Source organism: Mesorhizobium muleiense, from assembly GCF_900099905.1.
Classification (GTDB): domain Bacteria; phylum Pseudomonadota; class Alphaproteobacteria; order Rhizobiales; family Rhizobiaceae; genus Mesorhizobium; species Mesorhizobium muleiense.
The window spans coordinates 715,347-728,750 of sequence record NZ_FNEE01000001.1 but is presented as its reverse complement, the minus strand read 5'-3'; the positions used below and the strand labels follow the sequence as shown (position 1 = coordinate 728,750).

Annotated in this window: 15 protein-coding genes and 2 tRNA genes; 5 read left to right on the top strand and 12 right to left on the bottom strand. The window is 62.8% G+C overall.

The window, feature by feature from the left end:
- Positions 1 to 28: 28 nt before the first annotated feature.
- Positions 29 to 1,255 (bottom strand): anion transporter, encoded by a 1,227-nt coding sequence (locus BLT09_RS03465; protein WP_091590635.1) that lies wholly within the window; start codon positions 1,253 to 1,255, stop codon positions 29 to 31.
- Between the two features lie 534 nt (positions 1,256 to 1,789).
- On the opposite strand from BLT09_RS03465, the gene BLT09_RS03460 reads away from it, so the two are divergent.
- Positions 1,790 to 3,082, top strand: a complete 1,293-nt coding sequence (locus BLT09_RS03460; RefSeq protein ID WP_091590633.1) for an Nramp family divalent metal transporter — start codon at positions 1,790 to 1,792, stop codon at positions 3,080 to 3,082.
- A gap of 94 nt (positions 3,083 to 3,176) precedes the next feature.
- On the opposite strand, the gene BLT09_RS03455 is transcribed toward BLT09_RS03460, so the two are convergent.
- From BLT09_RS03455 to BLT09_RS03440, 4 genes are all read right to left on the bottom strand, one after another.
- Positions 3,177 to 3,386 carry a hypothetical protein gene (locus tag BLT09_RS03455; protein ID WP_091590632.1) on the bottom strand — a complete coding sequence of 70 codons (210 nt, stop codon included), beginning with the start codon at positions 3,384 to 3,386 and terminating at the stop codon, positions 3,177 to 3,179.
- Positions 3,387 to 3,400: 14 nt separating this feature from the next.
- Complete coding sequence (locus BLT09_RS03450; protein ID WP_023800633.1) at positions 3,401 to 3,601, bottom strand: hypothetical protein; 201 nt, start codon at positions 3,599 to 3,601, stop codon at positions 3,401 to 3,403.
- Between the two features lie 68 nt (positions 3,602 to 3,669).
- Entirely contained in the window at positions 3,670 to 3,969 is a 300-nt protein-coding gene (locus tag BLT09_RS03445; RefSeq protein WP_091590630.1) for a DUF1236 domain-containing protein, read from the bottom strand.
- Between the two features lie 490 nt (positions 3,970 to 4,459).
- Complete coding sequence (locus BLT09_RS03440) at positions 4,460 to 4,744, bottom strand: DUF982 domain-containing protein (RefSeq protein ID WP_091590629.1); 285 nt, start codon at positions 4,742 to 4,744, stop codon at positions 4,460 to 4,462.
- Between the two features lie 277 nt (positions 4,745 to 5,021).
- On the opposite strand from BLT09_RS03440, the gene BLT09_RS03435 reads away from it, so the two are divergent.
- The gene (locus BLT09_RS03435; RefSeq protein WP_091590627.1) at positions 5,022 to 5,444 is read left to right on the top strand and encodes a YidB family protein; all 423 of its coding nucleotides are present in this window, start codon (positions 5,022 to 5,024) and stop codon (positions 5,442 to 5,444) included.
- 95 nt (positions 5,445 to 5,539) lie between these two features.
- On the opposite strand, the gene BLT09_RS03430 is transcribed toward BLT09_RS03435, so the two are convergent.
- From BLT09_RS03430 to BLT09_RS03415, 4 genes are all read right to left on the bottom strand, one after another.
- Positions 5,540 to 5,616, bottom strand: a tRNA-Arg gene (locus tag BLT09_RS03430).
- Positions 5,617 to 5,676: 60 nt separating this feature from the next.
- On the bottom strand, positions 5,677 to 5,982 hold the full coding sequence (locus BLT09_RS03425; RefSeq protein WP_027152615.1) for an ETC complex I subunit: 306 nt from the start codon (positions 5,980 to 5,982) through the stop codon (positions 5,677 to 5,679).
- Positions 5,983 to 6,204: 222 nt separating this feature from the next.
- Positions 6,205 to 6,281 (bottom strand) — tRNA-Pro (locus BLT09_RS03420).
- A 285-nt stretch (positions 6,282 to 6,566) separates the two neighbouring features.
- Entirely contained in the window at positions 6,567 to 7,394 is an 828-nt protein-coding gene (locus BLT09_RS03415) for an alpha/beta fold hydrolase (RefSeq protein WP_208602468.1), read from the bottom strand.
- Positions 7,395 to 7,519: 125 nt separating this feature from the next.
- Here BLT09_RS03415 and BLT09_RS03410 point away from each other — a divergent pair, with 125 nt between their 5' ends.
- Complete coding sequence (locus BLT09_RS03410) at positions 7,520 to 8,521, top strand: GlxA family transcriptional regulator (protein WP_091590625.1); 1,002 nt, start codon at positions 7,520 to 7,522, stop codon at positions 8,519 to 8,521.
- 412 nt (positions 8,522 to 8,933) lie between these two features.
- On the opposite strand, the gene hdaA is transcribed toward BLT09_RS03410, so the two are convergent.
- Genes hdaA through BLT09_RS03395 form a run of 3 tightly spaced genes read right to left on the bottom strand, consistent with a single transcriptional unit; the run spans position 8,934 to position 11,372 of the window.
- Positions 8,934 to 9,638 (bottom strand): DnaA regulatory inactivator HdaA, encoded by a 705-nt coding sequence (gene hdaA / locus BLT09_RS03405; protein WP_091590623.1) that lies wholly within the window; start codon positions 9,636 to 9,638, stop codon positions 8,934 to 8,936.
- Between the two features lie 5 nt (positions 9,639 to 9,643).
- A complete protein-coding gene (locus BLT09_RS03400) occupies positions 9,644 to 10,843 on the bottom strand; it encodes an AI-2E family transporter (protein ID WP_091590621.1) in 1,200 nt (399 codons plus the stop codon).
- Positions 10,815 to 11,372 (bottom strand): CDP-alcohol phosphatidyltransferase family protein, encoded by a 558-nt coding sequence (locus BLT09_RS03395; protein ID WP_023800643.1) that lies wholly within the window; start codon positions 11,370 to 11,372, stop codon positions 10,815 to 10,817. Before BLT09_RS03395 ends, BLT09_RS03400 begins: the two co-directional genes overlap by 29 nt.
- Positions 11,373 to 11,630: 258 nt before the next feature.
- Between BLT09_RS03395 and purM the strand changes: the two genes are divergently transcribed.
- Positions 11,631 to 12,695: a phosphoribosylformylglycinamidine cyclo-ligase gene (gene purM / locus BLT09_RS03390; RefSeq protein WP_091590620.1), complete on the top strand. Its 1,065-nt coding sequence runs from the start codon at positions 11,631 to 11,633 to the stop codon at positions 12,693 to 12,695.
- Positions 12,692 to 13,402, top strand: a complete 711-nt coding sequence (purN, locus tag BLT09_RS03385) for a phosphoribosylglycinamide formyltransferase (RefSeq protein ID WP_091590618.1) — start codon at positions 12,692 to 12,694, stop codon at positions 13,400 to 13,402. The genes purM and purN overlap by 4 nt, the downstream gene beginning before the upstream one ends.
- Positions 13,403 to 13,404 lie beyond the last annotated feature (2 nt).

Genomic DNA, 13,404 nt, shown 5'->3' with positions numbered 1-13,404 from the left:
AAATCGCCTTGCCTGCTGCGCCGGCGGCCTAAAACCCAAGCGCCAGCCACGCCGTCCCGGCAAGCAGCGTAACCAGCGTCAGCGGCAGCCCGACCTTGAAGAAGGCGGCGAACGACAGAGGCGTGCCGGAGACCCGCGCGTACTCGGCGACGATCAGATTGGCCACCGAACCGAGCAGCGTGAAGTTGCCGGCCAGCGTCGAGCTCATCGCGACGACCAGCCAAGCGCGCTCGGGGTCTTCCAGGCCGGGTATGAACGGCCGCAGCGCCAGCACGGCCGGAACATTGCTCATGATGTTGGACAGCACCGCGGTGAAGCCTGACAGCCGCCAGACGTCGTCCAGCCCGAGGCCTTTTGCCGAGGCTACGATGTCGGGCGTGAGCAGCGTCTTCTCGGCGCCGGCGACGACGATGAACAGGCCGGCGAACATGAACAGCAGCGGCCCGTCGATCTCGCGGTAGATGCGCGCCGGCTTTATGGCACGGGTCACGAGAAGAATGGCCCCGCCGATGAGCGCCGCCTTGGCGACCGGAACACCGGCAAAGAAGGCGATCGCCAGTCCGATGCAGACCACCACCGCCTTGAGTACCTGGCCGGGCAACATGCGGCCGCGATAGACTTCGGGGCTGAGCTCGGCCTTGCGCGCGAACTCGGCGCGATAGACGATGCGCACGATGACAACGACGGCAACGAGGCCGAACAGCGCGACCGGCGCCAGGGCCGCCGAAAAGGCCGGATAGGAAATCCCCGACAGCGCGCCGATGACCATATTCTGCGGGTTGCCGGTGATGGTGGCGACACTGCCGCAATTCGACGCCGTGGCGGTGGCGATCAGATAGGGGACAGGGTTGCGGTTGATGACTCGGGTAACGTGGACGACGATCGGCGCCATGACCAGGCAGATCGCGTCGTTGACCAGGAACGCCGACAGAACGCCGGTCAGCAGCGTCACCATCACCAGCAGCATGAACGGCGCGTGCGCGTGCTCGATGGCGACGGCGCCGAGCGCGCGAAAAGCGCCCGAGACCTTCAGATGCGCCACGACGATCATCATGCCGAGCAGCAGCGTAATGGTGTCGAAACTGATGGCGCGGTATGCGTCCTCCAGGCTGAGTGCGCCGATGGCGATCATCGCCGCACCGCCGAGCAGCGCGATGCCTGCCCGGTCGAGGCGCAGGCCGGGGAACCTACCGACGGCGACGCCGGCATAGGTCAGGATCAGGATCAGCAGTGCCGCCGCGCCCATCAAAGTCATTCGTGGAAAAGCCCCGTTCAGATCCGCCCTGCCCCAGGCCCTAAGGGCAGCTGGCGCAAGCTGTGATTCCTGCCGCCATACTCACCCTAGCTCAATCCGATCGAGCAAGCCTTTTGGCAACATCAAACATTTATGTGACGCGCACGGCGTCGAACCATTGGACTGGCGCACCATCGGCCAACAGACAATCACACCGGCAGAATATCTCGTAAAACGTCGGGTAGGGTTCCGTCAAAAGATGAAAGGCTTGGAAGATGCCCAAGCTCATTGAAATCGTGGCTCGATCATGGCCAAGACCGAGACTGTCCCCACCATTGGGCCGGCCGACCAGCAAAGCGAAGAACGCGCCTTCGGCCACGGCAAGCGCTGAACACCCTGCTGACGCTGGAACAAGCAGCCGATTGCGGAGTTGGAACGGCGGTAGAGGTTTGCCGGAATGAGATCTACTCCCGTGCTGCAGTACATTTATTGGGTAATTGCTCTCGGCGTTTCGGTCGTGCTTGCGCATTACGCTCCTGGCGCGGCGTGGCCGCAATGACGCAGCGCGATCGTAACGCCACTTCACCACGGGAAGACAAGAAAGACGGCATAGGGCGAGCACTTGGACTCGGCCTTATCACCGGCGCCGCTGACGACGACTGCTCGGCGATCGGTACCTATGCAAGTGCCGGAGCGCGCTTTGGCCCGGACCTGCTTTGGACCGCCCCTGTAACGCTGCCGATGATGTACACTGTCGTGTATCTCTCGTCGAAGCTTGGACAGGTTTCGGGCCGCGGCCTCTTTCATGCGATCAAGGACTTCTACCCCCGGTGGCTGCTCTGGGCTGTTCTTGTGGGCGTGCTGATCGGCAACACGATCGAAGCAGCCGCCGATCTCGGCGGCATGGCTGCATCCATCAACATCTTCCTTCCTGTTCCGATTCCCCTCATTGTGGTTGTAGTCGCGGCCGCGATCTTTGCTCTCCAGCTTTGGGGCTCTTACACGCTCATACGCAACATCTTCCGCTGGCTCGCCCTGGCCCTGCTTGCCTATGTCGGCTCGGCCATCATGGCGAAGCCGGATGCGGCAGCCGTGCTGTGGGGAACCCTTGTTCCGAAGATCCAGTTCAGCCGCGAGTTCCTGTCCATACTGGTGGCCATCATCGGCACCACCCTTTCAGCGTATCTCTACACCTGGCAGTCGAATGAGGAGGTGGAGGAAGAGATTGCCGAGGGGAGAACGACGCTGAAGAAGCGCAAGGGTGCCACCGACGGTGAACTGCGCCGCTCCCGCCGCGATATCCTGATCGGCATGATTTTTTCCAACCTCATCATGTACTTCATCATCCTGTCGACAGGGTCTACGCTCTATGAAGCCGGCGAGCACGACGTCGAGACCGCCGCTCAAGCAGCCGAAGCTCTCAAGCCGCTCGCTGGTGCAGCCGCTGGCGTACTGTTCGCGGCCGGCGTGATCGGGGTCGGGTTCCTTGCCGTTCCGGTCATGACGACAGGTGCGGCATACGATCTGGCGCAGGCGATTGGATGGGAGCACAGCCTTCATGCCAAGCCGCGTGAGGCGCCAAAGTTCTATATCGCGATCGGCGCCTTCACGCTGATTGCTGTTGGCCTGAATTTCCTGGGTTTCAACCCAATGAAGGCGCTCGTCTGGTCCGGTATCGTGCAGGGCTTTTCCACGCCGCCACTGCTTCTTCTTATCATGCTGATGACGAACAACCGGCGGATCATGGGAGACAAGGTCAACAGCCGGACAACCAACGCCCTGGGATGGGCTACTACGATCGCAATCTTTTCCGCCTCTTTGGGGCTGGTGGCGACCTGGTTTATCTAGGTCACCATGACACTCGCGCTCGAGTCCGGCAATTCGAGCTCACATTCAATGAAGGAGTTGGCAATGAAGGAGTTGGTCTGCACATCTGCCGCAGCTACCGCGCTCCCGGCGGCGTGGCCAAGTGCGCGTGCTTGTGGAAGATCGCAATCTTGTCGGGATAGGTAATCCGGATCTCGCGTCCGCATCCCTCGCACTTGTAATGGGAAACGACCTGAAACCAGCGGCCGTTCTTGATGACGGTGAAGTTGCACTGCGGGCATTGGAAAGTCAGGCCAACAGAGAATAGGCTGGGAGACAGGGACATTGCAGCACTCCTTGTCAGTCAGGCGGATCGACGACGAAGGATGCGGCAATCAAATCGTCGGCATCGATTCTGCCCTTGCCGTCCTCCAGGACTGCTGCGACCTTTCGAAAGGTCTTCAGTTCGTTTTCGGTAATCCGGGCGCCGCGCATCCTCTCAGCGAGGTCAGCCACGCGTATTCGCAGCGCCTGCGACGCTCCAATCTCACGGTTCGACATGGTGATCACATTCCTCGTCGCTCGACTTCCCGCCGCACCTTTCGGCACGGCGGGTCCAGTCGCTTAGCTCATTCGATGACTTTGATGATCTTGCGCGTGCCCGGGTCAACCACAACGGTCCGGTTGTCGACCACCACGTAACGGTATTTTGTGTCGGGGACTTCATGAAGTTCGACGGTTTCGGGCAAGGTTGAGCCGATATTGAGCTCCACTCCAGGGATTTTCACCGATGCCAGCGGCTGCTTTTTGACATATTCCCTGATGACGGTCTCCTGTTCAGGCTCGATGACTACGTCCGGAGCGGCAGCGGCGCCGATACCGGCCAGCAACAGAAACCCAGCGGCTGCAATGGAAAGACGCATACTCATAAGTGCCTCCTTGATGTGAGCTCTATTGCGCTGAACGGCATCGTCTTCGCGCCAGGCTCACCAAACCTCAGGCAGCCGCAAACGTTCCTTCGTTGGGCTTCGGTCTGATTCGAGACGGGACCTAAGTCTCACCTGTTTTCGCGTAATAGCCCGGATACCCCGCCACCCGGAACTGTGGCTGCTCGCAGCAGTTGCTAGCTGTGAGCTCACGCAAGGAGCCGATGGAAAACAGCGTCCACCAAGCCCGCTGGTTACTCGCTGCGGTCTTTGCCGTCTCCATCACGTTCCTGGCGAACGGTCGTTAGCCAGGGAACCGGCCGGACTTTGACGATTGGACCAAGAATGAACCGAGATCTGCGCAGCTACGTCCCTTCCTGCGCTGATAAGGACTACCCGCCATTCCTCAGTTTTGGCGGGCGGTCCACAATCACGGCCAAGTCCACCCGGGCGAGGCCTGTCAGCGGTTCAAGGTCGCGAGGGCAGCATCACCTCACATCAGGTCTTCGGCAACCCCGTCGAATTTCCTGAGGCCTGCGCTTGGAGGCTTTTGCCTGAGAAGGCTCTGTTCAGATGCGGCCGCCTCGAAAGCAGCGAACGCAGCTTGATGACTGCAATGTCCGGCCAGGCATTCCTCGATCATTCGGATCGCTTCAAGTCGGGACGGCTTATCCATGGATGGCCATGGTTGCTTCAGCGCTTTCGCAGCGTCGGCTATCGACGCGATCGCCATCGCTTTGCCATTCAAGGTGATTGAAATCGGGGGGAACGCCGTCATTTTTAAAGCTCGCCGGGATTGAAGGCGGCTAAACGCAAAGACAAGGCAGTGGTTGCATGGTTGTGAATTCAGAGCGCCGCTGTCCGAAACGATCGAGGCTGAACACGCACGTCCGATAGCCTTGATCGTTTCGGCGGCGCCCGCGCTGAAGTCCTGCCTGGATTCGACCGGGAAGCCCCATCGTCCTTAACCGAACTGAAAACCAGCCCAGCAGCAAATACCGTGGAACCTTTCAAAGCCGCATGCCTTGTCCGTTCTTCATGGAAGGAGGTGCGAAATGAGCCTTGACATAGGAAAAGTCGCCGTAGCCCTGCTTGGCCTGCTTGCCTACAAGAACAGGGACAAGATCGGCGAATTAATCGCCGGCAGGAACTCGACAGATGCCAAGAACGCTGGCTCCACCGGCGGGCTCGGCGACATCCTGGAGCGTCTCAGGAATGCGGGTGCGGGCGATCAAGTCGATTCTTGGGTTGGTACAGGATCGAATCGCCCCGTTCAGCGCGACCAAGTCGAGAAAGCGATCGACCCGCAAACGTTGAGCGATCTCGCCGAGCAAACCGGATTGTCCCGCGAGGAACTTCTCGACCGGCTCACAAGTGAACTGCCCGACGCAGTGGACAAGCTTACTCCCGACGGCCAGATGCCTGTGAGTAAAGGTCCAAATCTCCTCGACGAGGCACCTGGAGCTAGTCGCACTTAGCACCAGGCTGAAAAATGAAAGCCCGCGCCTCCGGGCGAGGACGCGGGCCGATCAGCGCATCGCCTATACTAGCCCAGAATGGACCCTGAAAGTGCTGGCGATCCCGACAGGATTCGAACCTGTGACCATCGGCTTAGAAGGCCGGTGCTCTATCCAGCTGAGCTACGGGACCGCTGGCCGACGCCAAGGCCGGCTAATTTATGCGCTGGGACGGCTGCCCGGCATTTGCCGGTCAATGCGTCCAGGGCGTCCTGCGGTCATAGCGGAAATTCTCCGCATAGGAAATCTGGCGGCGCTTGGATTCCTTCGGCTCCTCGACGCGATAGGCCAGCCCCTCTTTCTCCGCATAGGCCACCGCCTCTTCCCTTGTGTCGAAGGTGAGCCTGATCTGGCTCCGCATGTCACCTGACGTGGTGTAGCCCATCAGCGGATCGATTTTCTTGCGCATCTCGGGATCGAATTCCAGCACCCAGTGGCCGGTCTTGGCCTTGCCGGACTGCATCGCGGTTTTGGCTGGGCTGAAAATGCGCGCGGACATGAACACCTCGTTGCTACGTGCAAGCGGCACCGCCGCTGTATCCCGTCATTACTGCGCAATGCTGCCGGCGGCAAGGCCGAGCCTGCCGTACCCCCGTCACGGCGGGCCACCGACGATGATGGCGCGAGGTGACGGCCGTGGACAGGACGACCGAGATCGCACCGGGCGTTATCTTCCCGGCAGGGACGTTTTATCCGGGTTAACGGCAGCGTGGTGAATGGATGGTCGGAGTGGAGAGATTCGAACTCCCGACCCTCTGGTCCCAAACCAGATGCGCTACCAGGCTGCGCTACACTCCGAGTCCTTGGCGGCGTATAGGGTTCCGGACTTGGCTGCGCAACCCCTAAAAAGATGAAAACGGAACAAACGGCAGGCCCGAGTCGAGAGCGGGGTGGGAAATGCCGGCGGGCGCAACGGTTTCGCGGCAGTGCCACCTCAGACACCCAGGTTGCTGTCCAGCGGCACGATGATCGGCCGTGCTGCCGGCGCAGCTGCGCCGCACAGCATCGGCGACGGGCGAAGCACCCAAGCGACCGACGAGCAGCCGGGATTTCCGAGCCTGCCCGCCTGAAGCTTGCGAAGCGTCAGCCCTGGATGAACGCCAGGAGATCTGGATTGATGATCTCCGGGTGGGTGGTGCACATGCCGTGCGGCAGGCCCTCGTAGACCTTAAGCGTGCCGTGCCTCACGAGCCCGGCGGCAAGCAGAGCGGAGTCGGCAATCGGCACGATCTGGTCGTCATCGCCGTGCATGATCAGGACGGGCACGTCGATCTTCGTCAGGTCTTCCGTGAAGTCGGTCTCGGAAAAAGCCTCGATGCAGTCGTAGTGAGCTTTGGCTCCGCCCATCATGCCCTGGCGCCACCAATTGTCGACAGCCCCTTGCGAGACCTTGGCGCCCTCGCGATTGAAGCCGTAGAACGGGCCGGCCGGCACATCCCTGTAGAACTGGGCGCGGTTGGCGACCAAAGCGGCACGGAAGCCGTCAAAGACCTCGATCGGCAGGCCGCCGGGGTTGCTGTCGGTCTTGAGCATGATCGGCGGCACCGCGCCGATCAGCACCGCCTTGGCGACGCGTCCCTCGCCGCCGTAGCGGGCAACGTAACGCGCCACCTCACCGCCGCCGGTCGAGTGGCCGATATGGACGGCGTTCTTGAGATCAAGGTGAGCGACCAGAGCCGCGACATCGGCGGCATAGGTGTCCATCTCGTTACCGGTTGCCGTCTGTGTCGAGCGACCGTGCCCGCGCCGGTCATGCGCGATGACGCGATAGCCCTTGTCGAGGAAGAACAGCATCTGGTTGTCCCAGTCATCGGCGCTGAGCGGCCAGCCGTGATGGAACACGATTGGCTGGCCTGTGCCCCAATCCTTGTAAAAAATCTCGGTGCGGTCCTCGGTGGTGAATGTGCTCATCGTCTTACTCCTTGCTGCAATTGGCTGAATTGGTGGGAAGGTTCGTTCCTTCTGTGGACAACCTATTGCAACCGAGTCATGGTGAGAATTGGCAAAACAGACATTGAACGTGGCAAAACTGACAGGTGATTGCGCTGTCTGACCGGGTTGAAATCGGGCTTGTTGGGTATCCCGGCGTTCAGCAAGCGGCAGTTCTCGGTCTGACCGACCTGTTTCAGCTGGCCAACCGGCTGGCTGCCGACCGGTCGCCCGACGGGCTGAGGCTTCGCGTCAGCCATTGGCAGTGGCAGGAGGCGAGCCAAACCGTCATCCGCAGCTTCGACAGCGAGCCCGGCCCCGGCCATGGACCTGCCATGGTCATCTTGCCTCCGACCCTGGGTGATCCGATCCCTCGCGAGACGGCCGCGCCCTACGCCGACTGGCTCAGGGCTCGTCATGCGGCGGGCGCGACGCTCGGCTCGGTCTGCGCCGGCGCCTTCGTGCTTGCCGAGGCTGGCCTGCTATCCGGTCGTGCGGCGACCACGCACTGGGCCTATCGCGACGCGCTGGCGATGCGCTTTCCCGACATCCTACTCGACGCCGACAAGCTGGTCATCGATGACGGCGACATCATCACCGCCGGCGGCTATATGGCCTGGACCGACCTTGGCCTGAAGCTCGTCGACCGGGTGCTTGGGCCGACCGTGATGATGGACACCGCCCGTTTCATGCTGGTCGATCCGCCGGGACGCGAGCAACGCTTCTACAGCCCCTTTGCTCCCAGGCTGAACCATGGCGACGAGGCCATCCTCAAGGTGCAGCACTGGCTCCAGGCCAGAGGCGCGCGCGATGTGACGCTCGCCACCATGGCGGAGCATGCGGCCTTGGAGGAGCGGACCTTTTTGCGCCGCTTTCGCAACGCCACCGGCCTCAAGCCGACCGAGTATTGCCAGCACCTGCGCGTCGGCAAGGCGCGTGAGATGCTGCAAGCGACGACCCGATCCATAGACCAGATCGCCTGGGATGTCGGCTATGACGATCCCGGCTCCTTCCGCAAAGTGTTCGCCAGGATAACCGGCCTGGCGCCGGGCGATTACCGCAGGCGCTTCGGCGTGGAACGGGCGGCGGTGGTGGGCGTAGGGAGTTGAGTTATCACCTCGTTGAAGGCAAGCTCGCCGGGAAGAGAACCCCAACCGCCTCATCTCCCGGCGAGCCTACAACCTGATTTGATACGCATCAGGACCGGGGTTAGCCGGCAAGCTGGAAGATGCAAAGCAGATGCCAGTCAACGTTTCCCGAAATGGGACACCGGCGGGAGTTTTTCCTTCTCCCCTTGTGGGAGAAGGTGGATCGGCGCGCAGCGCCGAGACGGATGAGGGGTGCTGGAAGAAATGAGGCGTTGGTGTTCCCTGGAACACCCCTCATCCGACCGAGCTTCGCTCGGCCACCTTCTCCCACAAGGGGAGAAGGAAGAACGGCGCCCAGCCGTCATCGGCATCGCGCTGGATTCCTTCCCAACCTTTCTCCCCTTTTGTGGGAGAAGGGAGGTTCTCCCACCGCCTAAATCTCGAACTCGCCCTGCCCCTCATCCATGGCGCTGACGGTTTCTGCGGCGAGCGCCCTTGTGATCGGCGTCTTGCGCTCCAGTGCCGTGCGGTCGAGCCGCTCGACCACGCGCATCGCGGTGGCCAGCGAGCGCTCGATGCGGCGCACCAGATATTGCACGACATGCGGCTCGACCTCGACCTGGCGGTCGGCGAATAGTTTGGCGATGACACCGGCCAGCAAGAGATCGTCGGGCTCGTGGATCTCGACCATCGCCGCCGCCTTCAGCCGCGATGCGAGGTCGGGGAGCCTGACACCCCAGGCGGACGGAAAGCGCCGCGCGGTCAAGAGCAAGGTCGAGCCGGCCGCGCGCACCGCGTTGATCAGATGGAACAGCCCCTCTTCATCGACCGGACCGGCATCGACATCGTCGATCTGGGCCGGCCGCGCGCCGAGGCTCGCCATGCAGTCGCCGATCCGCCCGGCGTCGACCTTCACTGCGCCGGCGCGGGCGCGCCAGATCGACGCCAGATGGGTTTTTCCACAGCCTGCGGGGCCAGCGAGCACGACCACCGGCGACGGCCAGTCCGGCCAGCGATCGACCAGCGCCACCGCCTGGCTGTTGGTGCCTGAGACGACGAGTTCGTCGCGCGAATAGCCGGTTCCGTGGCCGAGATCGAGCGGCAACTGGCGCGGCGGGTCGATCTTGTTGTCCGGCATTTGGCTCAACTGCGCGGCCCACCGCTCCCGCGGCGACGCGCCGGCAGCGGCGGCACAGGTTCGGTGTTGTGGCCCTTGTAGAGCGGCGACTCGAGATAGCGGGCGATGGCAAAGCGCACCAGGACGGCAACGGCAGCCGAGGCCGGCACGGCGATCAGCAAGCCGACGAAGCCGAATAGCGCGCCGAAGGCAAACAGCGAAAACATCAGCCACACCGGATGCAGGCCGACGCTTTTTCCCACCAGCCTCGGCTGCAGGATGTTGCCCTCGATGAACTGGCCGACGAAGAACACGCCGGCCACCGCCGCGACCATGGTCCAGTCCGGCCAGAACTGGACGAAGGCGACGCCGACGGCCAGCACCAGCCCGGTCAGCGAGCCGACATAGGGGATGAAGGAGATCAGCCCGGCGAACAGGCCGATGAGGATGGCGAAATTCAGGCCGGTCAAGGTCAGCCCGGTGGCGTACATGGCGCCCAGTACCAGGCACAGCGTGCCCTGGCCGCGCACAAAGCCGGCGGTGGCGGTGTTGATGTCGTTGGCGATCGCCCTGACGGTCTGGACATAATCGCGCGGCACCCAGCTGTCGACAATCGTCACCATGCGATCCCAGTCGAGCAGCATGTAGAAGGCGACGACGGGCGTGACGACGAACAGGCTGACCACCGAGACCAGCGCCACGCCGGAACTCCAGATCGAGGTGAACACCGTGGTCAGCAGGCCGAAGCCGGAGGTCAGCAGCGAGTTCAACCCTTCGCGCAGGCCATTGGCGTCGACGCCGAATTGCTCTTCCAGCCATCTCGGATCGAAGCTGGTGATCAGGCTCTGCAGCCGGGTCAGGTATTCCGGCAGCTTGCTGGCAAAATCGGCCATCTGCGAAGCCAGCACCGGAATGAGGATGACGAAGGCCAGCACCAGAACGACGATGAAGGCAAACAGGATGACAATCGTCGCCATCAGCCTGGACAGGCCGAGCCGCTGCAGCCGGTCGGCGACCGGGTCGAGGAAGTAGGCGAGCACCATGCCGGCGACGAACGGCAGCAGGATGCCGCTGAAGACATAGAGGAAGATCGCGAGGATGATGGCGCTGATCAGCCAGAAGCGGATTTGGCGCCGAAACACGCCGGACGCGGCCGCATCGGCAGCGGCAGCTTCGGCTGCCGCGTCGATGTTCTGGTCAGGTATCCGGTTTGGAGCCTTCGCCATAGCCGCTCATATGCCTCAGCCAAGCCACGAGATAGGCCGCGGCCGAAGCCACGGTCAAGACCCCGGACAGCAATATGAGCACCGGCCTGAGCGGATCGAGATCGATGGCGAGGGCCAGTTCGCCCAGCACCACCGCCGCCAGCCCGATCTGGACGGCGGTGTTGGCCTTCGACACGAACAGCGGCTTCATCTCGACCGGGTGGGCCATGACGGTGGACAAAACGACGGCGCAGACGATCAGCGCATCGCGCGACACCATGGTGACGACCAGCCACAGCGGCAATTCACCGATGAAGCCCAGCACCACGAACACCGAGACCAGCAGCAATTTGTCGGCCATCGGATCGAGATAGGCGCCAAGCTGCGAAAACTGGTTGAAATGGCGGGCGATGAAGCCGTCGACGCCGTCGGAAATGCCGGCGATCAGGAAGCCGGCGAAAGCCCAGTCCCAGCGCCCCTGCAGCATGGCCAGCACCACGCCCGGAACCAGCACGAAACGCATGATCGTGATCATGTTGGGGATGGTCAAACGCATGTCCCGTCGCTTCTGTTTTGATGATACATGATAGAGATGAGAGGCTACGGCAAGTCAGAGCGACGCAGATGCTGCCAATCTCCGCTCGTGGGGAGAGATTGGCTATCTTCAAGGCCTTCGCCATCGCCAATGTTGGAGATTTGCCCGAGGCCTCTGTCCACGATTTTGTGATGCCGAAAATGCCTGAGCCAGCCGTTATCCTTGCGAGGCGCAGCCGTTCATGCGAAGAGCCCCGGAAAGCAGGAAAGAGTGATGAGCAAGCGCAAGAACGGGCTCACATATGCCGAAGCGGGTGTCGACATCGATGCCGGCAACCTCATGGTCGAGAAGATCAAGCCGCTGGTGCGCGCGACGCGCCGGCCGGGCGCCGATGGCGAGATCGGCGGCTTTGGCGGCCTGTTCGACCTCAAGGCCGCCGGCTTCACCGACCCGGTGCTGGTCGCCGCCAATGACGGCGTCGGCACCAAGCTGAAGATCGCCATCGATGCCGGCAAGCACGACACGATCGGCATCGACCTCGTCGCCATGTGCGTCAACGACATCGTCGTGCAGGGCGCCGAGCCATTGTTCTTCCTCGACTATTTCGCCACCGGCAAGCTCGACCCCGACCAGGGTGCGGCGATCGTCGGCGGCATCGCCGAGGGCTGCCGGCAGGCCGGATGCGCGCTGATCGGCGGCGAGACGGCGGAAATGCCCGGCATGTATCACGGCAAGGACTACGACCTCGCCGGCTTTGCCGTGGGCGCGGCCGAACGCGGCCAGTTGCTGCCGACCGACGATATCGTCGAGGGCGACGTGCTGTTGGGGTTGGCCTCGTCGGGCGTGCATTCAAATGGCTTTTCGCTGGTCCGCCGCATCGTCGCCACCAGCGGGCTTGCGTGGACCGATCCAGCGCCCTTCAACGATGAAGCCACGCTGGCCGAGGCGCTGCTCGAGCCGACCCGCATCTACGTCAAGTCGATCCTCAAGGCGATCCGTAACACGCATGGCATCAAGGCGCTGGCCCATATTACCGGCGGCGGTTTCCCGGAAAACATCCCGCGCGTCCTGCCCAAGGATTTTTCGGCCGAGCTCGACCTCGACGCCATCGAAGTGCCGGCGGTGTTCTCATGGCTGGCCAAGACCGGCGGCGTGGCGCCCGACGAGATGATGCGCACCTTCAACTGCGGCGTCGGCATGATCCTCGCCGTCGCCTCCGGCCAGGCGGCACAGGTCGCGGCCGTGCTGCAGGAGGCCGGCGAGAGCGTGACGCCGATCGGCCGCATCGTGCCGCGCCGCGACGCCGGCGTGATCTATCGGGGCGCGATCAGCCTATGAGCATGCGCAAACGCACGGTGGTGCTGATTTCGGGACGCGGCTCCAACATGACGGCGCTGATCGCCGCGGCCAGCAACCCGGACTATCCGGCTGAGATCGTCGGCGTCATTTCCGACCGGGCCAATGCCGCCGGTCTCGGCATCGCGGCGGCGCGCGGCATCGCCACCAAGGTGATTTCGCGGGCCGACTATACCAGCAAGGAAGCGCATGACGGCGCAATCGACGCCGCGCTTGCCTCGCTCGGCGCCGAGATCGTGGCGCTAGCCGGTTATATGCGCATTCTCGGCGCGCGCTTCGTCGAGAAATGGCTGGGCCGGATGATCAACATCCACCCTGCCCTGCTGCCCGCCTTCAAGGGGCTGGATACGCATGCGCGCGCCTTGCGCGCGGGCATACGCATCCATGGCTGCACGGTGCATTTTGTCACGCTGGACATGGATGACGGCCCGATCATCGCCCAGGCCGCCGTGCCGGTGATGGTCGGCGACAATGAGGACATGCTCGCCGCGCGTGTGCTGAAGGCCGAGCACCGGCTTTATCCGCTGGCGCTCGGGCTGGTCGCCGAAGGCAAGGCGCGGATGGAAGGCGGCCGCACCGTGCTTGCCCACTTCGCCGACGATGCCGACAACAGCACCTCCGTGATCATGGCGCCCGATCCGCTGCGCGAGGAGACCGACCTCGAGCATCTGGCGCGCATCACGCCTTGAGC

Excerpts from the sequence above, each read along its gene's own strand:
- hdaA (WP_091590623.1), bottom strand. The coding sequence starts at position 9,638 with ATGCCGGACAACAAGATCGACCCGCCGCGCCAGTTGCCGCTCGATCTC.
- BLT09_RS03450 (WP_023800633.1), bottom strand. The coding sequence starts at position 3,601 with ATGTCGAACCGTGAGATTGGAGCGTCGCAGGCGCTGCGAATACGCGTG.
- BLT09_RS03400 (WP_091590621.1), bottom strand. The coding sequence starts at position 10,843 with ATGGCGAAGGCTCCAAACCGGATACCTGACCAGAACATCGACGCGGCA.
- purN (WP_091590618.1), top strand. The coding sequence starts at position 12,692 with ATGAGCATGCGCAAACGCACGGTGGTGCTGATTTCGGGACGCGGCTCC.
- BLT09_RS03425 (WP_027152615.1), bottom strand. The coding sequence starts at position 5,982 with ATGTCCGCGCGCATTTTCAGCCCAGCCAAAACCGCGATGCAGTCCGGC.
- purM (WP_091590620.1), top strand. The coding sequence starts at position 11,631 with ATGAGCAAGCGCAAGAACGGGCTCACATATGCCGAAGCGGGTGTCGAC.
- BLT09_RS03460 (WP_091590633.1), top strand. The coding sequence starts at position 1,790 with ATGACGCAGCGCGATCGTAACGCCACTTCACCACGGGAAGACAAGAAA.
- BLT09_RS03435 (WP_091590627.1), top strand. The coding sequence starts at position 5,022 with ATGAGCCTTGACATAGGAAAAGTCGCCGTAGCCCTGCTTGGCCTGCTT.
- BLT09_RS03465 (WP_091590635.1), bottom strand. The coding sequence starts at position 1,255 with ATGACTTTGATGGGCGCGGCGGCACTGCTGATCCTGATCCTGACCTAT.
- BLT09_RS03440 (WP_091590629.1), bottom strand. The coding sequence starts at position 4,744 with ATGACGGCGTTCCCCCCGATTTCAATCACCTTGAATGGCAAAGCGATG.
- BLT09_RS03455 (WP_091590632.1), bottom strand. The coding sequence starts at position 3,386 with ATGTCCCTGTCTCCCAGCCTATTCTCTGTTGGCCTGACTTTCCAATGC.
- BLT09_RS03415 (WP_208602468.1), bottom strand. The coding sequence starts at position 7,394 with ATGAGCACATTCACCACCGAGGACCGCACCGAGATTTTTTACAAGGAT.
- BLT09_RS03445 (WP_091590630.1), bottom strand. The coding sequence starts at position 3,969 with ATGAGTATGCGTCTTTCCATTGCAGCCGCTGGGTTTCTGTTGCTGGCC.